Consider the following 24,055-nt stretch of genomic DNA (forward strand, 5'->3'; position numbering starts at 1 on the left):
GCATAATGCCACTGCGCCGCCTGCCAACAAGCTGGCGCATTGGATAGGAGCGCGAACTGACGCGGGTTACTGCTTTTCCAGCAGGGTCGCACCTTGTGGCAGCGTCACCCAGTTCTGCTTGCTGTTGGTCCAGAAATGCACGGTAGGCTCAAGCTCGTCGGGATTGTCGAGTGTGCCCGCCTTGATGAAGATCATGCCCTGCGCCATCCCGCTTGGCGTCTCGCTGAACACCGGCGAACCGCATGTGCCGCAGAACTTGCGCATCACCGGATTGCCGGATTCGCTGCCGTCCTCGTAGACCGTCAGCTCGCCTGACCGCTCCAGCGCGGCGAACGGCACGGCGACGAGCACCGAGAACGCGGTGCCTGCCTGCTTCTGGCAATGGCGGCAATGGCAGACGCCCGTCAGCAGCGGCGGCCATGCGGTTTCATAGCGCACCGCTCCGCAGAGGCATCCGCCCGTCCGCCGTTCGCCCGTAGTTTCAGTCATTGCCCCGTCTCCCTCCTGCTTGTCCGTTATATCGCACAGGCTTTGCTGCGCGCCATCTCACGTTTCTGCCAGCCCGGAAGCAGCCAAGAGAGCCTTGAGGTCCTTCTTGAGAATCTTCCCATTGGCGTTGCGCGGCAGCGTCTCGCTGGTGAATGCGATCCGCACCGGCACCTTGAAACCGGCAAGCCGCGCCGCGACGAAGGCCTTGAGTTCCTCCTCGCTCGCTTCGGTTCCGGGTGCGAGATAGACGACCGCCGCCGGTTCCTCGCCCAGCGTGCGGTGCGGAATGCCGACCAGCGCCGCGTCGGTCACCGCCGGATGCTCGTAGAGCACGTTCTCGACCTCGATCGAATAGATGTTCTCGCCGCCGCGGATGATCACGTCCTTGGCGCGGTCGACGATGGTGCAGAAGCCTTCATCATCCAGTCTGGCAAGATCGCCCGTGCGCACCCAGCCATTGACGAAAGTCTGCGCGGTCGCCTCCGGGCGGTTCCAATAGCCGGCAACGATCATCGGACCGCTTGCCCAGAGCTCGCCCACCGTGTTCGGCGGGAGCACCGTCACGCCATCATCGGCGCGGATTTCGAGGCTGGCGACGGGGGCTGCCGGGCCGCAGCTGGAGGGCCGGTTGAGGTAGTCCTCGGCCATATGGTGCGTCACCGTGGCGCTGGTCTCGGTCATGCCCCAGCCATTGCCGGGGAGCGCGCCGAAGGTCTGCCAGATGGCCTGAACCAGCTCGGGTGCAGAGGGGGCTCCGCCGTAGGACACGGCTTCGAGGCTGGAAAGATCGTACTTGTGCCGGTCAGGGTGTTCGATCAGCTGCCACGCGATGAACGGCACGCCGCCGGTCATCGAAACGCGCTCCTTCTCGATCAGGCGCATGGCCTCGAGCGTATCCCACTTGTGGAGCAGCACGAGGCAGCTTCCGCCAGCCAGCGTGCCCATCAGCGTTGCCGAATAGGCGGTTGCGTGAAACAGCGGAACGGCCAGCAGGATGACGCGGCGCTTCGCCTCGGGCAGCCCCTCGCCGCGCCGCCGGGCGGTCTGCGCGCCGCTCCACGCGCTGGTCATGATATTGGTGACGAGGTTGCGATGCGTGCCGAGCGCGCCCTTGGGGCGGCCGGTGGTGCCACTGGTATAGAAGATGCCGGCGGGATCATCGCTGTCGATTGCGGCTGGCGGGAGTTCCGCATCAGGCAGCAGATCCCAGGTCGGCGGCGTGCCGATGATATCTTCCAGCGCCTCCGCCCCGGCCGAGCCGCCGCGCGAAACGATCACATTCTTGAGCGGCAGGCCTTCAGTATGCGGTGCGATCCGGCTCCAGCGGTCGGCATCGGCGACAAGCAGCTTCGCGCCGCTGTCCTCGAGCGCAAACGCCAGTTCCTCGCCCGTCCACCACGCATTGAGCGGCACGATGATTGCGCCGAGCGCGGCAGCCGCTATGAACACGACCGGCCATTCCGGCAAGTTGCGCATCGCGAGCGCGACCCGGTCACCCTTGCCCACGCCGCGCACCTGCAGAGCGCCCATCAACGCCGCCACGGCGCGGTGGAACGCATCGAAGGTCACCCGTTCCTCGCCATAAACGACAAAGTCAGCCGCCCCATGCGTCCGCGCGACCGCCATCACGCCGCGCAAGTTGGGCAAGGCGTTCTTCCACACGCGCGTCGGCACGCCGCGAATGGTGACCGTTTCCATCTCGAAGGGCATGCCCGGCGCGCAGAGTTCTGCCCGGATTTCGGCCAGAGTATGCACGGGCCAGCCGGCGGGAATCGTGGGAAGCGCTCCTTGCGCGATTGGGCTCTGTTCGGTCATGACATCCTCGCGGGCGCTGCTCGTTCTGGCAGTGCCTCTTTGACGCGGAGACTAGTGCCGCCCCCGCCTCGCAGCAAGGGGTCCGAAAGCCTCGCTTGCCGTAGCGGAAGGCAGCGAACCCGGCGGAATTGCGTGATTTTTTCGGCCTTTCGCGCTGCGCAGACGCTTCCCTGATCCCTTCCGATGACCTAATCCGGGCGCATAAGAAGATTCGTGGGAAGGATGCCGATTTGCCGGAAGCCGAGCAGCCGGACGCCGCCAGCAATGCATCCGCCGAGGCCGAAATGGGCTTCGGCGCACTCGCCGCGCAGCTGGAACCGCTGGGCAAGGGGCGCTTCAAGCTCGACGGGGCGGCAGGCTGGATGCAAGGCCGCACGATGTATGGCGGGACGGCGGCGTTCATCGCTTATTCCGCCGCCAAGCTTGCCTTCCCCGATCTGCCTCCCTTGCGCGCCGCACAGGTCGGCTTCGTGGCCCCGGTGGGCGAACATCTCGAAGTCGAGGTTACCATGCTCCGGCAGGGCCGCAGCGTGGCGCAAGTCGAGACATCGCTGCTGTGCGACGGCGCAGTTGCGCAGCGCACGCTTTGGCTATTCGGCGCGGGCCGGGAAAGCAACGGAACCGTCGCCGCCGCCGTGTTGCCGAACGTGATCCAGCCCGAGGACTCGCCCCGCCTCACCGCGAACGACATGGCCCCCGCCTTCACCGCGCGAATGGACATGCGCCGCGCCGATCCGCCGGAAGGCTCGCCTCCGGGTACGATCCGCCGCTGGGTGCGCCTCAAGGACCGCTCCGGCCTCGATCCCGTCGGCGAGCTTGTCGGCATCGGCGATGCCCTGCCGCCGGGGTCTGCGCGCGCGATGCAGCGCATGGGGCCGATCAGTTCGATCACCTGGGCGCTAACGATCCTCGGCGAGGTGCCGCCTACGCGCGATGGCTGGTGGCTCCTGGAGACCAGATCCAACCACATGGCCAACGGCTTCAGCAGCGAGACCTTGCGGCTGTGGAACAGCGAAGGCGTGGAAGTGATGCACGGCCTGCAATCGGTGGCGGTGTTCGGATGATCGCGCCTGATCTGACTTTGGCAGACCCCGCCGCCCATGGCTTCGACGCAGCCCGCCTCGCCCGCATCGGCGCGTTCCTCGAAGAGCGCTACGTCACACCCGGGCTGCTGCCGAATGCAGACCTGCTGATCGCGCGCGATGGCGAGGCCTTCCACCGCTTCACCACCGGCAAGGCCCGCGCCGATGGCAGGCCGCTGGGCGAGGATGCGATCTTCCGCATCGCCTCGATGACCAAGCCGCTCACCAGCGTGGCGTTCATGATGCTGCTGGAGGAAGGCAAAGTCGCGCTCGACGATCCGGTCACCAAGGTCATCCCCGAGTTCGCCGGGCTTGGCATCTACAACGGCGGTGGCGGCGATGCGCTGTTCTTCCCGACGCGCGCGGCCACCAACCCGATGCGCATGGTGGACCTCCTCACGCATATGTCGGGCCTCACCTACGGCATCCAGAACCGCACCAATGTCGATGCGGCCTATCGCAAGGGCAGGCTCGACGGGCACGCCTCGCTGCCGGGGAACGACCACTTCGTCGCCGAACTGGCCAAGCTGCCGCTGGAATTCGATCCCGGCACGAGCTGGAACTACTCGGTCAGCACCGACGTTCTCGGCGTGATCGTCGCGCGCCTTTCCGGCATGAGCCTCGGCCAGTTTTTTGCCACGCGCATTTTCGCCCCGCTCGGCATGGTCGATACCGGCTTCCACTGCCCGCCCGAGAAGGCCCACCGCCTGACCGACAGCTGGGCCTGGAACCCGCTCGGCGCGCCCACGCTGATCGACCATGCGGAGAAATCGAACACCTTGCGCGAGCCGCGCTTCGAAAGCGGCGGCGGTGGGCTGCTGTCGACCACTGCGGACTACCACCGCTTCTGCGGCGCGCTGGCGAAGGGCGGGGGACCGCTCATCTCGCCCAAGACGCTGGCGCTGATGGCGAGCAACCACCTTCCGGGTGGTGCGGACCTCACAACGCTGTCGAAGGCGCTGTTCAGCGAATCCGGCAATGCCGGTGTCGGCTTCGGCCTTGGCTTCGGCGTCGTGGTCGATCCAGCCAAGACGCTGATCCCCGGGACCAAGGGTGAATTCCACTGGGGCGGCATCCATTCCACCGCCTTCTTCATCGATCCGGTCGAGAAACTGCACATGGTCTTCATGACCCAGCTGTTCCCCTCGTCGAGCTATCCCATCCGCCGCCAGCTCAAGACGCTGGTCTATTCGGCGATGACCCACAGTCACGCCTGATCGCTTCCAAGGAGACCTGCAATGTCCGATCCTATCCCCGGCGCCAAGGACCACATCGACGCAGCGCGCAAGCTTGCCGCGACGATCGACGATATCCCCGCCGATACCGCGCTGCTCCCGGTGAACAAGGTCGGCGTGATCGGCGCGGGCACGATGGGCGGCGGCATCACGATGAACTTCCTCACCGCCGGCATCCCCGTCACCATCGTCGAGATGACGCAGGAAGCGCTCGACCGCGGCGTCGCCACGATGCGCCGCAACTACGAGAACACCGTGAAGCGGGGCAAGATGGACGCCGCACTCGCTGAAGCCGCCATGGGCCGCCTCACCCCGACGCTCGACTTCAATGCTCTTGCTGACGCCGATCTGGTGATCGAGGCGGTTTACGAGAGCATGGACGTCAAGAAGGACGTCTTCGGCAAGCTCGACGCCATCGTGAAGCCGGGCGCGATCCTTGCGAGCAACACCAGCTACCTCGACGTCAACGAAATCGGCGCCAGCACGAAGCGCCCCGAAGCCGTGCTCGGCATGCACTTCTTCTCACCCGCCAACGTGATGAAGCTGCTCGAAGTCGTGCGCGGCTCGGCTACCGCCAAGGACGTGCTCGCCACCGTGATGGCGCTGGCGGTGAAGATCGGCAAGGTCCCGGTCGTCTCGGGCGTCTGCCACGGCTTCATCGGCAATCGCATGTTAGCCAAGCGGCAGGAGCAGGCCAACGCGCTCATCATGGAAGGCGCGGACTACGCGGATGTCGACAACGCGCTGCTCGAATTCGGTTTCCCGATGGGGCCGTTCCAGATGGCGGACCTCGCCGGCCTCGACATCGGCTGGCACCGCGATCCCAATCGCATCGAGACGCTGCGCGAGGCGCTCTGCGCCTTGGGCCGCTGGGGCCAGAAGAAGAGCGCGGGCTTCTACGACTATGACGAGAACCGCCAGCGTACCCCCAGCGAGGTCACGCGCGGCCTGATCGCCGAATGGGCTGCCAAGGAAGGCAAGCCCCAGCGCAGCATCGACAGCCAAGAAATCCTCGAACGCCTGCTCTACCCGATGATCAGCGAAGGCGCGCTGATTCTCGAGGAAGGCATTTCGCAACGCGGATCGGACATCGATACCGTGTGGCTCAATGGCTACGGCTGGCCCGCGTGGACCGGCGGCCCGATGTATTGGGCAAACAACATTGGCCTGGACACGGTCGTCGCCGGGCTTGAGAAGCATGGCCTCCCCGTTGCGCCGCTGCTGGCGAAGAAAGCCGCCGCGGGCGAAGCCTTCGACTGAGGGAACGGGCGGCCATGCAGATCGAGGACATTGTCGAGAGCCCGTTCATCCCGCTGAGCGTGATCCTGCGCGCCCACGCCGCGCGGCGGGGCGAGGCCATCGCGCTGGCGGATGAAACCACCCGCCTTTCGTGGGCCGATCTCGACGTGATGCTTGACCGCGTGGCCGCTGCGCTCCAGCGCGAAGGGGTTCAGGCCAACGAGCCCGTCGCCATCGCGGCGAGCAATTCGGTCCGCACCGCGCTTGCTTTCCTCGGCGCCTTGCGCGCCGGTGCGGTCGCCGCGCCGCTCACCTCCACCGCCGCACCGCCAACAGTGCTTGCGATGCTGGCGGACAGCACCAGCCGCGTACTGCTGCTCGACAAGACGATGGCCGAGGGGCTGGCGGGCCTGCCCTTCCCCGATCGCGTCAAGCGCATCGCGCTGGATGATAGCGATGCAGGCATTCCCTTCTCGGAATGGATCGCCCCCGCAGGCGCCAAGCCCGAAGAACGCCTGCCCGCGCCGGAAGACCCGTTCAACATCATCTATTCCTCGGGCACCACCGGCGTGCCCAAGGGCATCGTCCAGTCGCACCAGATGCGCCACGAATATGCCCGGCGCACGATCGTCGGCGGCTATGACGATGATACCGTCACCATCAATTCCACCCCGCTCTATTCGAACACCACCCTCGTCAGCTTCCTCCCCACGCTCACCGCGGCGGGCAAGGTCGTGCTGATGAAGAAATTCGATGCGCGCACGTTCCTTGCCCTCTCGGAGCGCGAACGCGTCACCAACGCGATGCTGGTCCCGGTGCAGTACCGCCGGATCATGGAACTGCCTGACTTCGACAGCTTCGACCTTTCCTCCTACCGCCTCAAGGGCTGTACCTCCGCGCCCTTCCCGGCATGGCTGAAAGCAGACGTACTCAAGCGCTGGCCCGGCGGCCTTGTCGAAGGCTACGGACTGACCGAAGGCGGCGCGACGACCACGCTCATCGCACACAAGTTCCCGGACAAGCTCCACACCGTCGGCCAGCCCTCCCCCGGCCACGTGATGAAGATCATCGACGAGCAGGGCAACGAACTGCCGCAAGGCGAAGTCGGCGAGATCGTCGGCCGCTCCCCCATCATGATGAACGGTTACCACGGCCAGCCCGCCAAGACGCGCGAGATGGAGTGGTTCGACAAGGACGGGGTGCGCTACATCCGCCACGGCGATATCGGCAAGTTCGACGAGGACGGGTTCCTCATCCTGATGGACCGCGCCAAGGACATGATCATTTCGGGCGGGTTCAACATCTTCCCGACCGACCTTGAAGCCGAACTCACGCGCCAGCCCGCTGTGAAGGAGGCAGCCGTCGTCGGCATTCCCTCCGACCAGTGGGGTGAAACCCCGCTCGCGGTCATCGTGCTCGCCGATCCTTCCGCCGATCCCGAAGCTATCCGCCTTGAAGCCAACCGCGCGCTCGGCAAGACCCAGCGCATCGCCCGCATCGAAGTGGTCGACGAACTGCCACGCAGCCCGATCGGCAAAGTGCTCAAGCGCGAACTCAGAGATCACTTCGGCGGTAACCCCATTGCCCAGAACCCCGTACTCACCCCGGATGCCTAAGGAGATAAATCATGCGTGATGCCGTAATCGTCGCCGCCGCCCGTACCCCCATCGGTCGCGCCTACAAGGGCGCGTTCAACGCCACTGCCGGCGCCACGCTCGGCGCGCTTTCCTTGGAAGCCGCCGTCGCGCGCGCCGGGATCGAGGGTGCCGAGGTTGACGACGTGGTGTGGGGCGCCGCGCTTCAGCAGGGCGCACAGGCTGGCAATATCGCCCGGCAGGTCGCGCTGCGTGCCGGCCTGCCCGTCACCGTCTCGGGCATGAGCATGGACCGCCAGTGCTCCTCGGGCCTGATGACCATCGCCACCGCCGCCAAGCAGATCATCGTTGATCGCATGGATGTCGTCGCCGCGGGCGGGCAGGAATCGATCAGCCTCGTCCAGACCAAGGACATGCGCGTGATGCCCGATCGCAGCCTCGTTGCGATGCACAACGCGGTCTACATGCCGATGCTGCAGACCGCCGAGACGGTCGGCAAGCGCTACAACATCAGCCGCGAGGCCTGCGATGAATACGCGCTGCAATCACAGCAGCGCACCGCCGCCGCGCAGGAAGCGGGCAAGTTCGATGACGAGATCGTGGCGGCCAGCGCCTCGATGGGCGTGCAGAACAAGGAAACCGGCGAGATCACGATGCAGGACGTGACGCTGACCAAGGACGAGGGCAACCGCCCCTCGACCACGCTGGAAAACCTCCAGGCGCTGAAGCCAGTGATCGAGGGCGGCATCGTCACCGCCGGCAACGCCAGCCAGCTGTCGGACGGTTCGGCCGCCGTGGTGCTGATGGAAGCCGAAGTTGCTGCCAAGAAGGGCCTTACCCCGCTTGGCCGCTATGTCGGCATGGCGGCCGCCGGCACCGAGCCCGATGAAATGGGCATCGGCCCCGTCTTCGCGATCCCAGCGCTCCTCAAGCGCTTCGGCCTCAAGATGGACGACATCGGCCTGTGGGAGCTCAACGAGGCCTTCGCGGTTCAAGTGCTTTATTGCCGCGACAAGCTGGGCATTCCCAACGAGCTCCTCAACGTCAACGGCGGATCGATCTCGATCGGCCACCCCTATGGCATGACCGGCGCGCGCTGCACGATGCACGCCCTGATCGAAGGCAAGCGCCGGGGCGCGAAGTATGTCGTCGTCACGATGTGCGTCGGTGGCGGCATGGGCGCGGCGGGGCTGTTCGAAGTCCTCTGAGCAAAGGGCGCGGCGCTTGCCCAGTGGCAGCGCCGCGCCTACCCTCCTGCATATGACCGACGACACACGACCCTGGCCGCAGGACGGCCGCGAACGCCTGATCTACCCTTCGCCGGTCGGCTGGAAGGGCACTGATTTCGTCGACAACGAGGGCGAACTGCTGAAGCGCCTGAACCCCAAGACGGTGTTCATGATGGGCGACAACCCCGCCCTGCCGCGCATGCCCGAGCGGCCGCGCCTGCTCGATTTCTTCCGCTGCCGCTTCGGCGATATCACCGTGCGGCACTTGCTCGTCAGCGCCAAGCGCGCGCTGGATGACGGGCTGCCGGAAAAGGTCGTGATGGCCTGCCTGCTGCACGACATTTCCAACGGCTGCCTGATCCGCTGCGACCACGGCTACTGGAGCGCGCAGCTGGTCGAGCCCTATGTCGATCCCGAAGTCGCCTTCGCGGTGAAGTACCACCAGGCGCTGCGCTACGTGCCCGATGAAAGCGTCGGCTACGCCTACCCCGAAAGCTACCACGCCTTCTTCGGCCCGGACTATCAGGTGCCGGACTATCTCCTGCGCGACGCCGAGTACGCGAAGAACCACAAGTGGTACATGACCGCGCGGCAGATGACGCTCTACGACACCTATTTCTTCGACGATTTCCCGGTGGTGCAGCCGGAAGAACTGGAAGACGTGATCGGGCGGAACTTCAGGGAGCCGGAGGAAGGGCTGGGCTTCGATGGCTCACCCACGGCGCATATGTGGCGCACGATGATCTGGCCGAATAACTTTCTGTGAGGGGGCAGCTTTATCTATTCGTGACGTTGGCGCTAAGCTCGTGTGGCTCGCCAAAGCCCGAAGAGCTTATGTTTGTTCGCAAAGGCGCGCCTATCGTACAGGGTGATCCTAGCGCCTTGTTTTTGACTGACGCGCTCGCTCGTCTTACCCCTGAGGAGCAGCGCCGCTATGGACGATCAAACGATGTCGCGGGATTTCTTTTTCAAGGTGACGCGCTAACCTGCATCGTGGTCGTTACTCTCAAAAAAGACGTTGTCATTCATGCACCGACCCCTGCATTTTGCTACGACAAGGCAACGAACAAGTTCGTGAAGCGCCTTTGATGGCGATGACAACTTTCCACCCCCTTTCAGCCATTGCGGCTCACTGCTTAGCCACCCAAAACCCTCGTCGCCCCGTGCTTGACATGAGGCTTGGCTACCTCTCGGCCTCGCCATCTGGCGCTGCCTTAGAAGAACAGCCGAACCCCGGGTCAAGCCCGGGGTGACGAGAAGGGGGCGGGAACCGTCGCCAATCAGGCAACGCCAAAGGTGCCGATACCAATCCTCAAGCCCTCCTCATCGTCGCCCCGTGCTTGACACGGGGCTTGGCTACCTTTCGGCCTCGCCCTCCGGCGCTGCCCCAGCCGGATACCACCGGTCCCACAGGTCCAGCCAATCGGGATTGTCCGCCTCGATCAGCGCGAATTTCCATTCGCGGCGCCATTTCTTGACGAGCTTCTCGCGGGCGATAGCGGGTTCGATCTCCTCGTGGCGTTCGGCGTAGACCAGTCTGGTCTTGCCGAAATCGCTCACGTGGATTGAGCCTTTTCCCTCACGATGCTGCCAGACGCGGCGGGTCAGATCGGAGGTGACGCCGACATAGGTGCCGCCGCGATAGCGGTTTGCCATGATGTAGAGCCAACCGCCTTTCTCCATTGCTGCCTTGTGCCAAGCGCGAGGTCGCAAGGGAAGCCAAGCCCCGTGTCAAGCACGGGGCGACGACGGGGTGTTGGTGCTGGCCTAAGCAACCCCAGCCTCAACCTTCCCCGCGTGCCCCGCAAAGCCCTGCATTCCCAGCCACCACTGCAGCGCGATCACGCCGCCCTTGGCGGGGCGCAGGATCGCGGCGATGAGCGCGGCGGCCATGGTCAGCGCAATCAACATCATCGCCCACGCCGGCAGGGCTTCCATCTTGCCGAGGCCGATGATCACAGGCGCCATCAGGTGCCCGGTCAGAAGGATCGCGATATAGGGCGGGAAATCGTCCGCCGCATGCAGCGTCCAGTTCTGCCCGCACATCCGGCAGCGCTCGACCGGCTTCAGTCCGCCCATGAACAGATGCGTCCCCCCGCAGCGCGGGCATTTGCCAGTCGCGCCGCGCAGGATGGCAGCGCCTGCGCTATGCGGCAAGATTGCGGGGTCCAGCGGGAGGGCAGAATTGGGCATGATGAAACCTCAGGGGTCGAAACGAACATCGGCTCAAAAATCAATCGTCACCCTGAACTTGTTTCAGGGTCCATCCTTCCGCACGAACGGAGGTCAGCCTTCAGAACGCAACGCCGCAACGCAGCGCCTCCGCCAATAGCTGCGCGCTTTACGGCGCGATGGACCCTGAAACAAGTTCAGGGTGACGCTGGAGACGAGAAGCAGCGTCTAAAGCCTACTTCTTCGCGAACGGGTTGGTCGGGCTGCGCAAGGTCAGCCGGATCGGCACCGCATCGAAGCCCAGTTCGCGGCGGATGCCGTTCACCAGATAACGGCGATAGCTTTCGGGAAGCTGATCGAGCCGCGTGCCGAACATCACGAAGCTCGGCGGGCGGGTGCGCGCCTGCGTTATGTAGCGCAGCTTGATCCGCCTGCCGCCCGGTGCCGGGGGTGGATTGGCAGCGAGCGCATCGTCGAACCAGCGGTTGAGCGCCGAGGTCGGGACGCGCTTCGACCAGGCCGCGCGGATATCGAAGGCGGCGGTGAGCATCTGGTCGAGCCCCTTGCCCGTTCGCGCCGAGACCGCGAGCAGCGGCACGCCGCGCACTTGCGCCAGGCCTTCATCGAGCGCCGCGCGCACGCCGTTGAACAGGGCGGAAGGGTCCTCCGCAACGTCCCACTTGTTGATGGCGATCATCAGCGCACGGCCTTCCTCGAGCACCATCGAGGCGATCTTGAGGTCCTGATGCTCGAGACCCCGGGTCGCATCGAGCAGCAGCACGACGACTTCGGCAAAGTCGATCGCGCGGCGCGCATCGGCCACCGAAAGCTTTTCCAGCTTCTCGGTCACTTGCGCCTTCTTGCGCATACCCGCCGTGTCGATCAGCCGCACGGGCCGGTAACCATCGCGGCTTGCATCGAACCACTGCCAGTCGATCGCGATAGAATCGCGCGTGATCCCCGCTTCCGGCCCGGTCAGCAGCCGGTTCTCGCCGAGCAACTTGTTGATGAGGGTCGACTTGCCTGCATTCGGCCGCCCGACAATGGCGAGTTTGAGCACCGATTCGGGATCGAACTCTTCCTCGTCCTCGCCTTCGGCTGGCGGAGCCTCATCCGCATCGTCGTCCTCGTCCTTGGCGGCGCCTTCCACATGCGGGCGCAGCGCCTCGAACAGGTCCGCCAACCCCTGCCCGTGCTCGGCGGAGAACGCCACCGGCTCACCAAAGCCCAGCGCGAAAGCATCATAGAGCCCGGGATCGCCCGCGCGCCCCTCGGCCTTGTTGGCCAGGAGCACAATGGGCACCCGGCTGGAGCGCAGATAACGCGCGATTTCCTCGTCCAGCGGGGTCACCCCGGCGCGCGCGTCGATCACGAACAGCGCCACGTCCGCACCGATCAGCGAGGCTTCGGTCTGCTGGCGCATACGGCCTGGCAGCGTCTCCGGATCAAGGTCTTCCCAGCCCGCCGTATCGACAATGGTGAACGGCATGCCCAGCAGATTGGCATCGCCGAAACGGCGGTCGCGCGTAACGCCGGGCTGATCGTCGACAAGCGCAAGCTTCTTGCCGACCAGCCGGTTGAACAGCGTCGATTTGCCGACGTTGGGCCGGCCAATAATGATAACCTGAGGCAGCATCGCCCTCCGTTGGCCCCAACGGCAGCGGAACGCAAGCGCAGCGTGGACTCCCGGCGCGCGCCCGCCCGCGTCAAGGATGCATTAACCAGCTTCAATTCAGCCGCTTTAACCACGCGACGGCAATGGTGCCTGTATGAGCCCGGCACCTCTGCGACTCGCACTCCTTCTTCTGCTCGCCGCAGTGCCGCCGATGGCGCAGGCGCGCCCGATTGCGCCTGATCCGGCAGGTGCAAGCGATGATGATGCCAGTGATTTCGGGCGAGATTTCGCCCTTCCCTACATCCAGTGCGTGCCCTATGCGCGCAAAGTTTCCGGCATCCAGCTCTATGGCGATGCGCATACCTGGTGGGATCAGGCCGCCGGCCGTTATGCACGCGGCACCCGGCCCAAGGTTGGCGCGGTCATGGCCTTCCGCCCCTATGGCGCGATGCAGTTGGGCCATGTCGCTGCCGTCAGCCGCATTGTCGATTCGCGCACGATCCTTTTGCGCCACGCCAACTGGTCGCCCATCGATGGCCGCCGCGGCCAGCCTGAAGACAACGTTCGCGCGGTAGACGTCTCACCCGACAACGACTGGAGCGAAGTCCGCGTGTGGTACGCCCCGCTCGGCGGCCTCGGCACCACGCACTGGCCGGTTGAGGGCTTCATTTACAACAAGAAACCACTCGCGAACGAACGGCTGACGATGCTGGCGTCGGCCGACGCACCCAAGGCGACCTACACCTCGCGCATCGGCCCCGATTTCCTCAAGGGTATCGTGCCCGAAACGAGCCGGACAGCGGCGCGCAAACCGCTGACCGCTCGCGTTGTGGTGAAGGCCGAGCCCAAGCCGCGCGAGGAAGACCGCACTTTGGCGGTCTCCCCCAGCCTCGCCCGCGATCCCATCGGCCGCATCATCGCCGCCCGCGTGCGCTGAGCAGCGGCCCCTTACAGCGTCTTGATGATCGCCGAGAAGTCCATCCCGCCGTTCCCCGCCGCATCGAACGCCGCGTAAAGCTCCGCCGCGCGCGCGCCCATCGGCACATCGGCCCCGGCGCTCTTGGCGGCTTCCATCGCCAGCTTGAGGTCCTTCAGCATCAGCGCGGTGGCAAAGCCGCCCTGATAGCCGTTGTCCGCAGGCGTCGTCGGGCCGACACCCGGAACCGGGCAATAGCTCGTCATCGACCAGCACTGGCCCGAGGCCTTCGAGGAGATGTCGAAGAAGGTCTGCAGATCGAGCCCCAGCTTCTCGGCCATTGCGAAGGTCTCGCAGGTCGCGATCATCGAAGCCCCGAGCAGCATGTTGTTGCAGATCTTGGCCGCCTGCCCCGCACCGCTGTCACCCGCATGGATCACCGCCTTGCCCATCGCGGCGAGGATGGGCTCGCCGCGCGCGAAGGCCTCTGCCGTGCCGCCGACCATGAAGGTCAGCGTGCCGCCATTGGCCGCCGCGATGCCGCCCGAAACCGGCGCATCGACCATGGCATAGCCTGCGTCAGCGGCTAGGCCCGCCACTTCGCGCGCGGTGGCGACGTCGATGGTCGAGCAATCGAGCAGCAGCGCCGAGGTGGGGGCGTGGCCGATCACATCGGCGGTGTAGACCGCCTTCACGATGGCGCCATTGGGCAGCATCGAGACGACGGCATCCGCGCCCTGCACGGCTTCCTTCACCGAGGTGTAGGTGGTGCAGCCATTTTCCTTGGCGCGCGCCAGCGCCGCTTCGGCAAGATCGAAGGCGTGGACGTCATGCCCCGCCTTCACGAGATTCGCGGCCATGCCGCCGCCCATGTTGCCCAGGCCGATAAATGCAATCTTGCTCATGACTTGTTTCCCTCGCAGGCCGCAGCGACAATCGCGGCAAGGACATCCGCTCCCTCTCGCGCCGCCTGTTCATCGGCGGGCGCGAATTCGGTCATGGTGAACCCGACGACGTCGCAGCGCCGGGCAATGCCGGTGATCAAGTCGATGGCCACATCGATCGCCATTCCATCCGGCTCAGCAAAGGCGAGATGTGGAAAGGCGAGCGGATCGAGCACATCGAGATCAAAGTGAATATGGACCTGCGCGTTCTCCGGCAGGCATTCAATGTCGAGCGAGCGCAGACCCCGTTCCTCCCGGAAGGCCGCTTCCGCCGGGTCCGCGACGCGCGTGCCGCAATAAAAGAACCGCGCCTCATCAAGGGGTTTGCCAAGCTTCGACCGCATTGGCGCCGGAGCCTCGCCGAACAGCGCGGCAACTGGCATGCCGTGGAAATTGCCGCTCGGCGAAGTCTGCGGGGTGTTCGCATCGAGATGCGCCTCGAACCACACGACATGCAGGTCCGGATGCTGCCGGTGCAAGTAATCGATTGCCACCACATCGACAGCGCAGTCGCCGCCAGCTGTCAGCAATCGGCGCGGTGCCAGACGCCCGAGCACGTCCTGCGCGGTTTCGAATTGCGCCATGATTGCGCCCCACGAATTGACACCGTCGCTGTCGGTGCCGCTGCCGGCAAACGGTGGCAGCGCATGGAGCGGCGCGTGGCGACCGATCACATCGGCCGCCACGGCCGCACCGCGCGGCAGGTGCTCAGGACGGCCCGAGCCCTGCCATTGCGGAATACTCAGAGCGAGGTCGAACATGGCAGAGGACTTAGCGCCCCTTCCACACGCCGGGGCGCTTTTCGATGAAGGCGGCCATGCCTTCGGCCTTGTCCTCGGTCGCGGTGAGGATCTGGAACACACGGCGTTCGAACAGAATGCCCTGATCGAGCGTCATCTCGAACGCGGCGTTGACCATTTCCTTGTTGGCGATCACCGCCACCGGAGCCATGCCGGCAATCGCCTCGGCGGCGGCCATCGCTTCATCGATCAGCGAAGCGAGCGGCACGACGCGGCTGACGAGCCCCGAACGTTCGGCTTCCACCGCATCCATCATCCGGCTGGTGAGGCACATGTCCATCGCCTTGGCCTTGCCAACCGCGCGGGTGAGGCGCTGCGAGCCGCCCATGCCGGGCGCGACACCCAGCTTGATTTCGGGCTGGCCGAACTTGGCGTTCTCAGAGGCGATGATGAAGTCCGCCATCATCGCAAGCTCGCACCCGCCGCCGAGCGCAAACCCGTTGACCGCCGCGATCCACGGCTTTCGGGTGGTCTTCACGAGGTGGCTGGTCCACCGCGAGAAGAAGTCGCCAGTGTAGAAATCGGTCGCGGCCTTGTCGGCCATTTCCTTGATGTCGGCGCCGGCGGCAAAGGCCTTCTCGCCCGAACCGGTGAGCACTGCGCAGCGCTGCGAGGGATCGGCCTCGTAAGCGCCGAACGCCACGATCAGCTCTTCGAGCACCTGCGAATTGAGGGCGTTCAGCGACTTCGGGCGATTGAGCGTGATCAGCGTGACCGCACCGCGCTGTTCAACCAGGATCGTTTCGTACGTCATAGGGGGCTCCATTCCTCGCTTTCAGGCAGGGGCGCGAAGATCGCGTCCAGCAAATCGTCGGTCACGCCTTCGGGCGTCGCCGGATCCCACTTGGGGGCATTGTCCTTGTCCACGATGACCGCGCGCACGCCCTCGGCGAAATCGGGGCGCAGCAGCACGCGGCTGCAGATTCGGTATTCCATCACCATGTTCGCGGCGAAATCGGGCAGCGTCAGGCTCGTCGCCAACTGGCGCAGCGCGACCTTGCAGGTCTGCGGGCTCTTGGTGTGGAGTGCCTTCAGAGTCGCGGCGGCGAACTCGCTACCATCGGCTTCCAGCGCGGCGAGAATGTCCTCGTAGCGGTCCGACGCGAACAGGCGCGCGATGTCGTCGGCTTGCGCGGCGATCTTCGGCTCGGGCGGGACCGCCGCGGCCGCATGCAGGATCGCCGGAATATCGCCGGGGTTTGCCGCGATTTTCGCCTTCACTTCGGCAAGCGCGGAAGAAGGCAGGTAGTGGGTCGCGGAACCCGCCAAGAGGCACTCCGCCCCGTCCATCCGCGCGCCGGTGAGCGCAAGGTACTGCCCAAGCCGCCCCTTCATGCGCGAAAGGAACCAGCCGCCGCCGACGTCCGGGAACAGGCCGATGCCGGTCTCCGGCATGGCAAGCCGCGTGTTCTCGGTCGCGACGCGGTAGCGCGCAGGGTCCGCGATGCCGACGCCGCCGCCCATGGTGATGCCGTCCATGAAGGCCACGATAGGCTTCTCGTAGGTCATGATCAGGTGGTTGAGGCGGTACTCGTCGAAGAAGAACTTGCGGCCCGAAACGCCGCCATCGTTCAGCGCGGAGTTGCGCAGGAAGGCGATATCGCCGCCCGCGCAGAAGCCGCGGCCTTCGGAATGGTCGATGATGACCGCGCCAATCGCGGGATCATCACGCCACTTCAGCAGCGCCGCGGTCATGCCATCGACCATCGCCCGGTTGAGCGCGTGGATCGCCTTGGGGCGATTGAGCGACAGCACGCCCATCCCGCCCTCGACGCGCACCAGAACATCTTCGCTCATTGCCTGTCCCTCTCCCAAATCCATTTACTGGCGCAGCAGATCGCGCCCGACGATCAGCTTCATCACCTCGTTGGTGCCTTCGAGGATGCGGTGGACGCGCAGGTCGCGCCAGAAGCGTTCGATCGGATAGTCTTTGAGGTAACCGTAGCCGCCGAAGATCTGCAGCGCGCGGTCGACCACCGAGGAGCCGGTGTCCGTCGCCAGCTTCTTCGCCATCGCCGAAAAGCGCGTCTTGTCCGGCGCGTTCTGCGTCACCTTCGCCGCCGCCAGATAGAGCAGCGCGCGCGCAGCTTCGAGGTCGGTCGCCATGTCGGCCAGCGCGAACTGGGTATTCTGGAACTCGGCGATCGGCTGGCCGAACTGGCTGCGCTCCTTGGCATACTTGATCGCCTCATCAAGGCAGCGCTGCGCGCCGCCCAGCGAGCAGGCGCCGATGTTGAGCCGCCCGCCATCGAGCCCCGCCATGGCGAAGCGGAAGCCATCGCCTTCCGCGCCGACCCGGTTCGCCACCGGCACCTTCACGTTCTCGAGGATCACTTGCGCGGTGGGCGAGGAATTCCAGCCCAGCTTGCGCTCGGGCGCGCCGAAGCTGACGCCGGGCATGTCCTTCTCGATCACGAGGCATGAAATGCCCTTCGGCCCCGCTTCGCCCGTGCGCACCATCGTCACGTAGAGATCGCTCACGCCGCCGCCCGAGATGAACTGCTTGGTGCCGTTCACGACATAGTGATCGCCTTCCAGCTTGGCGGTCGTGCGAAGCGCCGCCGCGTCCGAGCCCGAACCCGGCTCGGTCAGGCAGTAGCTGGCGATCTTGTCCATCGTGATCAGCTCGGGAAGGTAGCGCGCCTTGATTTCCGCGCCGCCGAACCGGTCGATCATCCACGAGGCCATGTTGTGGATCGAGATGAACGCGCTCGTGCTGGGGCAGCCATAGGCCATGGCTTCCATGATCAGCGCCGCGTCCAGACGGCCGAGCCCGATGCCGCCGCTTTCCTCGCTCACGTAGATCGAGGCGAAGCCCAGCTCTGCCGCCATCTTCACCGTATCGCGCGGGAAGGTGTGCTCCTCGTCCCACTGCGCCGCATAGGGCGTGATCGCATCGGCGGTGAAGCGTCGCGCCATCTCCTGAATGGCGATCTGGTCGTCGGTAAGGGCGAACTGGTCGGTCATGCTCTGGCCTTGGCTTGCAGGGATGGTGAAATCGGGGGGCGCCGCACGGCCCGTGCCCGTCCTAGACGAAGCACAGGGGCAGGCAAGGTTTGGCGCGGGCCATGGACCTTGGGGCGAGCGCAGGTCATAACCGGGCGTGCATGGAAAACCTCGACACTGCCTTGCGCCTGATCGGCATCGGCCAGCTCGTGCTCGTTGCGCTCGTCGTCTGGCGCAGCGCCGCCGGGCCGGCGGTACGCCGGGTGACGGTCGCGCTGCTGATCGGCGTGATCGGCTATCTCATCAATTCGGCGCCGCAGTTTCCGCAAACGCCCTCGCCCACGCGGTTCGCTGTCGTGCTGGCCAGCAATCTTGCGCCCTGGTTCCTGTGGCTCTTCGCGCATGTCGTGTTCGACCGCGCGGCGGACCGGCGCATCGCCGGGGCGAGCATCGGGCTGATCCTTGCCAGCGTGATGATCTTTGTCCTGCGCCGCTGGTGCGAGCCGCTGATCCCGCTCGCCGATGCCGTCGGTCACCTCACTGCTGCGCTGCTGGTGATCCATGCCATGGCCATTGCGGTCCGCGAACGCGACGACGATCTGGTGGAGCAGCGCCGCCGCTTCCGCGTGGCTTTCGTGCTGGTGATCGCGGTGCTCTCGATCGGCGTGCTGGCGAGCGAGGCCTGGTTCGGCTTCGGCCACGAACCGGTGTGGATGCTGGCCAGCCAGTCGGTCGTCATCGCGCTTGCGATTCTCGGCATCGGCGTGGCCATGCTGGAAGCCGATCCCGCGCTGCTCGCTCCGCCGCGCGCGCCTGGTCCCACGGCTCCGAACGATGACTGGAGCCCTGCCGAACGCGTCCTCGCCGCCAAGCTGAATGCCGCGATGGAGGCCCGCGTCTGGCTCGAACCCGGCCTCACCATCGGCATGCTCGCCGCCCGGCTCGACGTGCCCGAGCACCGCCTGCGCGCGCTCATCAACCGCCGGCTCGGCCATCGCAACTTCTCGGCCTTCCTCAACGCATACCGCATTGCCGAAGCCAAAGCCGTGCTCGCCGATCCGGTGCGGGTCGACCTGCCTGTCCTCACCATCGCGATGGACCTCGGCTACGGCTCGCTCGCCCCGTTCAACCGCGCCTTCCGCGAAAGCGTCGGCCAGACCCCCACGGAATTTCGTCGTCAGGCCTTTGCCGATCCTGAAAAAGGCTGATCGATTCCGGAAAGCATCAGCATTTTCGGGGCCAGCGGAGCCGCCGTGCCGCCGCTGTGACAAGCTCTGGGCATCCCCTTCCCGGAGAGTCCCATGCCGATCACGCTTGCTTTTCTGGCCTACCGCATATTCGACAGCATCTGGATCGAAAGCATCCGCTACTTCGCGGGCGCTGCCGGCGTCGCGCTGCTGTGCTGGCTGCTGGCGGGCCGCATCGCCCACCGCCGCATTCAGACCCGCCATGCCACCAATGCCGACCGCCTGCGCGAGGTGCGCCAGTCGATGTGGTCGATGGCGGTGTTCGCCTTCGTCGATCTGATGACCGTGGCGCTGATCGTCGCGGGCGCGATCGCCTTCAATCTTGGTCCGCCCGTGCTCGCCACGATCCTGTGGCAGACCGCAGCGCTCATCTTGATGCACGATGCCTATTTCTACTGGATGCACCGCTGGATGCACAGCAAGGCCATGTTCCGGCTGCTCCACTCGGTCCACCACCTCAGCCGCACGCCGACGAGCTGGGCCGCCTACAGCTTTGCCACGGGCGAGGCCGTTTTCGAAGGGATCATCACACCGCTGATGATCGTAGCCATCACGATCGCGGCCCCGGCAGAGCCTTGGGCGGTGTTCATTTTCCTCGCCCACCAGATCGCCCGCAACGCCTTTGGCCATGCCGGGTTCGAACTCGCCTGGCCGGGCTTCACCCGCTCGCCGTGGACGGGCTGGATGACGACGACGACCCACCACGATCTCCACCACAGTGAAGGGCGCTACAACTTCGGCCTCTACTTCACGTGGTGGGACCGCTGGATGGGCACCGAGCACCCGCGCTACCACGAACGGTTCGAGGCGGTGGTGAACCGCCGCCGCGAAACCGCTGCGCAGGGTAGCCCGGGGCATGGTGCCGTCAGCCCGTAAGCGTCCGGCTCAGCTCATCGTCGGGATGACGAAGGCGTTCCCGCCCGAGGGGACGCCTTCGGGCCAGCGCTGGGTCACGGTCTTGATCTTGGTCCAGAACTTGACGCCTTCCATGCCGTGCTGGTTGGTGTCGCCGAACGCCGAGCGCTTCCAGCCGCCGAAGGTGTGATAGGCCACTGGCACCGGGATCGGCACGTTGATGCCGACCATGCCGACATTGACCCGCGCCGCGAACTCGCGGGCCGCGTTGCCGCTGCGGGTGAACAGGGCGACGCCATTGCCGTACTGGTGCTTCGACGGCAGCGCGAGGGCTTCCTCGAAGGTCTTGGCACGCACGATCTGCAGCACCGGGCCGAAGATCTCGTTGTGGTAGCTTTCCATGTCAGGCGTGACGTGGTCGATCAGCGTCGGGCCGACGAAGAAGCCGTCCTCATGACCCTGCAGCTTGAAGCCGCGACCGTCGATCACGATCTGGCCGCCTTCTTCCTCGCACTTGGTGATCCAGCGCTCGATGCTCGCCTTGTGCGTGGCGGTGACGACCGGGCCGTAGTGGCAGTCCTTGTCGGTCGACAGGCCGACGCGCAGAGCCTCGATCGCCGGGATCAGCTTGGCCTTGAGCGCTTCGGCCGTCTCGTCGCCCACCGGCACGACCACCGGCAGCGCCATGCAGCGCTCGCCCGCCGAGCCGAACGCGGCACCGGCTAGATCGTTGACCACCTGATCGAGGTCCGCATCGGGCAGCACTACGCCGTGGTTCTTCGCGCCGCCCATGGCCTGCACGCGCTTTCCGGCGGCCACCCCGCGGTTGTAGACATAGTGCGCGATGTCCGACGAGCCGACGAAACTCACCGCACCGATGGCCGGGTGATCGAGGATCGCGTCGACCATTTCCTTGTCGCCATGGACGACTTGGCAGATACCCTCGGGCAGGCCCGCTTCGAGGAACAATTCGGCGAAGCGCACCGGCACCGAAGGATCGCGCTCGGACGGCTTGATGATGAAGGCATTGCCGCAGGCGATCGCCACGCCCGCCATCCACAGCGGGATCATCGCCGGGAAGTTGAACGGCGTGATGCCCGCGCCGATACCGATTGGCATGCGCATCGAATAGACGTCGATGCCCGGGCCGGCGCCATGGGTATATTCGCCCTTCAGCGCATGCGGGATGCCGCAGGCGAACTCGATCACTTCGAGGCCGCGCTGGATGTCACCCTTCGAGTCGGCAATAACCTTGCCGTGCTCGGACGAGAGCAGATGCGCCAGCTCGTCGATATTGGCTTCGACCAGCCGCTTGAATTCGAACATCACGCGGGCGCGGCGCTGCGGGTTGGTCGCGGCCCACGCGGGCTGCGCGGCCTGCGCGGCGGCAACTGCGCGCTCCAGCGTTTCCGCCGTGCCCAGCGCCACTTCGGCCTGCACGGCGCCGGTGTTGGGATCGAACACCGGGCCCTTGCGCGCCGGCGCGCCGCCGGAACCGCCGACAATGAAATGATCGATCTGGCGCATGGGTTTGCTTCCTTTCCTGACGAACTTGACGGGCTTCCTGCACCCCCGACGAATTGCAAGCAAGGTGAGAAAATGCGAGGGAGGCCTGCAATGATGCAGGTTCCCGACTGGAGCGATTTCCAGACCTTTCTCGCCATCGCCCGCGCCGGACAGCTCGCTCGCGCCGCGCAGGCCATGGGTGTCGATGCCACCACCATGGGCCGCCGCCTGCGCCGCCTCGAAACGCGCATCGGCGCCACTTTGTTCGAGCAGACGCGCGAGGGTCAGGTGCTCACCGAAGCGGGTGAGGCGATGCTGGTGGAAGTCGAAGCCATGGAGCGCGCCGCCAGCCGCATTGCCGAACATGGCGGCGGCGGTCCGGCGGGGCTGCTTCGGGTGAGCTTGTCGGAAGGCTTCGCAAGCTGGATCGTGGCGCCCGCTCTCGCTGATTTCACCGCCGCGCACCCGCGACTCGTGATCGACCTTGTCGCGAACTCGGGCTTCCTCAGCCCCTCGAAGCGCGAAGCAGACCTCGCCGTCACTCTTTCGCGCCCGCGCGCCGGGCCGGTTATCGCCGGCAAACTCTCGGACTATCACCTGCGGCTCTACGCATGCCCGGATTACCTGTCCGGCCACGCCCCGCTGCGCCGCCCGTCAGACCTCGCCAAGGGTCATGCGCTCGTCGGCTACGTGCCCGATCTGCTTTACGCGCCGGAACTGCGCTACCTCGCAGAAATCGAACCCGGCCTCGCCGCCACGGTCCGCTCGTCCTCGATCAACGCCCAGTACCGCCTTATCGCCGCGGGCGCTGGCATCGGCGTGCTGCCATGCTTCATCGGCGATGCGGATCCGCGCCTTGTCCCGGTCCTGCCGGAACGCCGGATCACGAGATCGTTCTGGTTGGTGATGCACAAGGACACGCACAGCCTTGCGCGTGTCCAAGCCTTCAAGACCTGGCTGACAACACTCGTCGAAAGAGAACGCAGCCGCCTGCTACCCCACTAGGCCCTCCCCATTTTTGTCCTGAGCTTGTCGAAGGGCACAAATGGGGAGGTGGCCTGCCGCAGGCAGGTCGGCGGGGTATTTCCTTGGAGGGGTACTTCCTTAAAGCTTCGCTACCGGCGCGTCGTCACCCAGATCCTCATACCACGCCTCGACCGGCCCGGAGAGCTTCAGCGTCAGCGGGTTGCCCTTGCGGTCCATGGTCTTGCCTGCCTGCACGCGAACCCAGCCTTCGGAAATGCAGTATTCCTCGACATTGCGGCGCACCGTGCCCTTGAAGCGGATGCCGATGCCCCGGCGCAGCTTCTCGACATCGAAGAACGGGCTGCGCGGATTGATCGCAAGGCGATCGGGCGGCACGTCGGACCCGGCAGTGGCGGCGGGTGCGGCGGATTCGGGCGATGAGGCGTCTTCGGTCATAGGCGGAGCCAAATATCTTGATCCCCCCACTTGTCAATCAAGCCCCACCATGGCAGAGGCGCGCCCCTGTCTGGCCCGATCCGGCCATGCGGGCGCGTAGCTCAGTGGTAGAGCACACCCTTCACACGGGTGGGGTCGCAGGTTCAATCCCTGCCGCGCCCACCATCTTTTCGGCTGGTTCGAGAGATGGTCGCGCGTTCCATCGAAGATGCATGGAACAGGCGCAGCCGCGCTCCGCTTGAATTGTTCGGCGCCCTGATCTCGCGCAAAGCCGGGCCTCCAGGAACGGTGTCGGGGTTCAGCGACTGGCTGCGCGCGAGGCCTGCAGGTGCGTGATCGCGCGCTCTTCCGAGACGACTTCGGCGTACTTCGCCTGAAGGTCGAACAGATTCGCTTCATGCGGCCCCGGATGGCGATCGCCACAGGCATCGCGCACGACGAAGGGCAGGAAGCCGCTCTGGCACGCATCGAGCGCGGTGGCCCGGACGCAGCCGGATGTCGAGACACCGGTGATCAGCAGGGTATCGACGCCGAGCGAGGTCAGCGTCGCCGCCAGATGCGTGGCGAAAAAGGCCGAGGCGTAGCGCTTGGTGATGACGAAATCGCCGTCTTCCGGGCTGAGCTGCGGCGGGAAGGCGCCGAGCGGGGAGCCCTTCTCGAACACCTTGAGCGCCGGTACCTTGCGGAAGAAGACGCCCCCGTCCGCTCCGCCGGGCTGGTACTCGACATTGGTGAAGAACACCGGCGCGCCGCATTGCCGGGCCACCGCGACGAGGCGGGCGGCGCTTTCGACCGCCGCCTCGATCCCGGCATAGAGCGGCGAGCCCGGCTGGAGATAGGCCTCGACCATGTCGATCACGATGATTGCGGGCCGCTTGCCGAACGGCAGCGATCCGTCGAAGGCGCCGGTGTAGTTGGCCGCGATCTCGCCGTAGTCGGTGCTCATCG

General features: G+C 65.7%; 23 protein-coding genes and 1 tRNA gene. 11 read left to right on the top strand and 13 right to left on the bottom strand.

Annotated elements, in window-relative coordinates:
• Positions 1-66 precede the first annotated feature (66 nt).
• Together IP83_RS14500 and IP83_RS14505 are read right to left on the bottom strand one after the other, a co-directional pair.
• Positions 67-489 (bottom strand): GFA family protein, encoded by a 423-nt coding sequence (locus tag IP83_RS14500; protein WP_054122941.1) that lies wholly within the window; start codon positions 487-489, stop codon positions 67-69.
• 57 nt (positions 490-546) lie between these two features.
• Positions 547-2,304 (bottom strand): class I adenylate-forming enzyme family protein, encoded by a 1,758-nt coding sequence (locus IP83_RS14505; protein WP_054122942.1) that lies wholly within the window; start codon positions 2,302-2,304, stop codon positions 547-549.
• A 230-nt stretch (positions 2,305-2,534) separates the two neighbouring features.
• On the opposite strand from IP83_RS14505, the gene IP83_RS14510 reads away from it, so the two are divergent.
• Genes IP83_RS14510 through IP83_RS14535 form a run of 6 tightly spaced genes read left to right on the top strand, consistent with a single transcriptional unit; the run spans position 2,535 to position 9,450 of the window.
• A complete protein-coding gene (locus IP83_RS14510; protein ID WP_231625061.1) occupies positions 2,535-3,368 on the top strand; it encodes an acyl-CoA thioesterase II in 834 nt (277 codons plus the stop codon).
• The gene (locus IP83_RS14515; protein WP_054122943.1) at positions 3,365-4,603 is read left to right on the top strand and encodes a serine hydrolase; all 1,239 of its coding nucleotides are present in this window, start codon (positions 3,365-3,367) and stop codon (positions 4,601-4,603) included. Before IP83_RS14510 ends, IP83_RS14515 begins: the two co-directional genes overlap by 4 nt.
• A gap of 21 nt (positions 4,604-4,624) precedes the next feature.
• On the top strand, positions 4,625-5,881 hold the full coding sequence (locus IP83_RS14520) for a 3-hydroxyacyl-CoA dehydrogenase (protein ID WP_054122944.1): 1,257 nt from the start codon (positions 4,625-4,627) through the stop codon (positions 5,879-5,881).
• 14 nt (positions 5,882-5,895) lie between these two features.
• Positions 5,896-7,476, top strand: a complete 1,581-nt coding sequence (locus tag IP83_RS14525; RefSeq protein ID WP_054122945.1) for a class I adenylate-forming enzyme family protein — start codon at positions 5,896-5,898, stop codon at positions 7,474-7,476.
• Positions 7,477-7,487: 11 nt separating this feature from the next.
• The gene (locus IP83_RS14530; RefSeq protein ID WP_054122946.1) at positions 7,488-8,663 is read left to right on the top strand and encodes an acetyl-CoA C-acyltransferase; all 1,176 of its coding nucleotides are present in this window, start codon (positions 7,488-7,490) and stop codon (positions 8,661-8,663) included.
• Between the two features lie 52 nt (positions 8,664-8,715).
• Complete coding sequence (locus IP83_RS14535) at positions 8,716-9,450, top strand: hypothetical protein (RefSeq protein ID WP_156309735.1); 735 nt, start codon at positions 8,716-8,718, stop codon at positions 9,448-9,450.
• A 590-nt stretch (positions 9,451-10,040) separates the two neighbouring features.
• On the opposite strand, the gene IP83_RS14540 is transcribed toward IP83_RS14535, so the two are convergent.
• The 3 genes from IP83_RS14540 to der form a co-directional block, all read right to left on the bottom strand.
• Positions 10,041-10,367 carry a GIY-YIG nuclease family protein gene (locus tag IP83_RS14540; protein ID WP_054122948.1) on the bottom strand — a complete coding sequence of 109 codons (327 nt, stop codon included), beginning with the start codon at positions 10,365-10,367 and terminating at the stop codon, positions 10,041-10,043.
• Between the two features lie 84 nt (positions 10,368-10,451).
• Complete coding sequence (locus IP83_RS14545; RefSeq protein WP_231625062.1) at positions 10,452-10,841, bottom strand: DUF983 domain-containing protein; 390 nt, start codon at positions 10,839-10,841, stop codon at positions 10,452-10,454.
• 250 nt (positions 10,842-11,091) lie between these two features.
• Positions 11,092-12,492: a ribosome biogenesis GTPase Der gene (gene der, locus IP83_RS14550; protein WP_054122950.1), complete on the bottom strand. Its 1,401-nt coding sequence runs from the start codon at positions 12,490-12,492 to the stop codon at positions 11,092-11,094.
• A gap of 133 nt (positions 12,493-12,625) precedes the next feature.
• Here der and IP83_RS14555 point away from each other — a divergent pair, with 133 nt between their 5' ends.
• Positions 12,626-13,408 carry a CHAP domain-containing protein gene (locus IP83_RS14555; protein WP_082364724.1) on the top strand — a complete coding sequence of 261 codons (783 nt, stop codon included), beginning with the start codon at positions 12,626-12,628 and terminating at the stop codon, positions 13,406-13,408.
• A gap of 11 nt (positions 13,409-13,419) precedes the next feature.
• Here IP83_RS14555 and mmsB read toward each other — a convergent pair whose 3' ends face one another.
• From mmsB to IP83_RS14580, 5 genes are read right to left on the bottom strand one after another with little or no spacing between them, the layout of a single operon-like run.
• Positions 13,420-14,292, bottom strand: coding sequence for a 3-hydroxyisobutyrate dehydrogenase (gene mmsB / locus IP83_RS14560; RefSeq protein WP_054122951.1), 873 nt, complete (start codon positions 14,290-14,292; stop codon positions 13,420-13,422).
• The gene (locus tag IP83_RS14565) at positions 14,289-15,092 is read right to left on the bottom strand and encodes an arginase family protein (protein ID WP_054122952.1); all 804 of its coding nucleotides are present in this window, start codon (positions 15,090-15,092) and stop codon (positions 14,289-14,291) included. The genes mmsB and IP83_RS14565 overlap by 4 nt, the downstream gene beginning before the upstream one ends.
• Before the next feature lie 10 nt (positions 15,093-15,102).
• A complete protein-coding gene (locus IP83_RS14570; RefSeq protein WP_054122953.1) occupies positions 15,103-15,885 on the bottom strand; it encodes an enoyl-CoA hydratase-related protein in 783 nt (260 codons plus the stop codon).
• The gene (locus IP83_RS14575; protein ID WP_054122954.1) at positions 15,882-16,928 is read right to left on the bottom strand and encodes an enoyl-CoA hydratase/isomerase family protein; all 1,047 of its coding nucleotides are present in this window, start codon (positions 16,926-16,928) and stop codon (positions 15,882-15,884) included. Before IP83_RS14575 ends, IP83_RS14570 begins: the two co-directional genes overlap by 4 nt.
• A gap of 24 nt (positions 16,929-16,952) precedes the next feature.
• The gene (locus tag IP83_RS14580) at positions 16,953-18,098 is read right to left on the bottom strand and encodes an acyl-CoA dehydrogenase family protein (RefSeq protein ID WP_054122955.1); all 1,146 of its coding nucleotides are present in this window, start codon (positions 18,096-18,098) and stop codon (positions 16,953-16,955) included.
• Positions 18,099-18,238: 140 nt separating this feature from the next.
• Here IP83_RS14580 and IP83_RS14585 point away from each other — a divergent pair, with 140 nt between their 5' ends.
• Together IP83_RS14585 and IP83_RS14590 are read left to right on the top strand one after the other, a co-directional pair.
• Positions 18,239-19,285, top strand: coding sequence for a helix-turn-helix domain-containing protein (locus tag IP83_RS14585; protein WP_054122956.1), 1,047 nt, complete (start codon positions 18,239-18,241; stop codon positions 19,283-19,285).
• Positions 19,286-19,378: 93 nt separating this feature from the next.
• The gene (locus tag IP83_RS14590; RefSeq protein WP_054122957.1) at positions 19,379-20,200 is read left to right on the top strand and encodes a sterol desaturase family protein; all 822 of its coding nucleotides are present in this window, start codon (positions 19,379-19,381) and stop codon (positions 20,198-20,200) included.
• A 9-nt stretch (positions 20,201-20,209) separates the two neighbouring features.
• On the opposite strand, the gene IP83_RS14595 is transcribed toward IP83_RS14590, so the two are convergent.
• Positions 20,210-21,706: a CoA-acylating methylmalonate-semialdehyde dehydrogenase gene (locus IP83_RS14595; protein ID WP_054122958.1), complete on the bottom strand. Its 1,497-nt coding sequence runs from the start codon at positions 21,704-21,706 to the stop codon at positions 20,210-20,212.
• A gap of 93 nt (positions 21,707-21,799) precedes the next feature.
• Between IP83_RS14595 and IP83_RS14600 the strand changes: the two genes are divergently transcribed.
• Positions 21,800-22,690, top strand: coding sequence for a LysR family transcriptional regulator (locus IP83_RS14600; protein ID WP_054123017.1), 891 nt, complete (start codon positions 21,800-21,802; stop codon positions 22,688-22,690).
• A 99-nt stretch (positions 22,691-22,789) separates the two neighbouring features.
• On the opposite strand, the gene IP83_RS14605 is transcribed toward IP83_RS14600, so the two are convergent.
• Positions 22,790-23,107: a DUF3297 family protein gene (locus IP83_RS14605; protein WP_054122959.1), complete on the bottom strand. Its 318-nt coding sequence runs from the start codon at positions 23,105-23,107 to the stop codon at positions 22,790-22,792.
• Between the two features lie 90 nt (positions 23,108-23,197).
• Here IP83_RS14605 and IP83_RS14610 point away from each other — a divergent pair.
• Positions 23,198-23,272 (top strand) — tRNA-Val (locus tag IP83_RS14610).
• 133 nt (positions 23,273-23,405) lie between these two features.
• Here IP83_RS14610 and IP83_RS14615 read toward each other — a convergent pair.
• Positions 23,406-24,053 (bottom strand): N-carbamoylsarcosine amidohydrolase, encoded by a 648-nt coding sequence (locus IP83_RS14615; protein WP_054122960.1) that lies wholly within the window; start codon positions 24,051-24,053, stop codon positions 23,406-23,408.
• Between the last annotated feature and the right edge of the window lie 2 nt (positions 24,054-24,055).

This window comes from Novosphingobium sp. AAP93 (genome assembly GCF_001296055.1).
Classification (GTDB): domain Bacteria; phylum Pseudomonadota; class Alphaproteobacteria; order Sphingomonadales; family Sphingomonadaceae; genus Novosphingobium.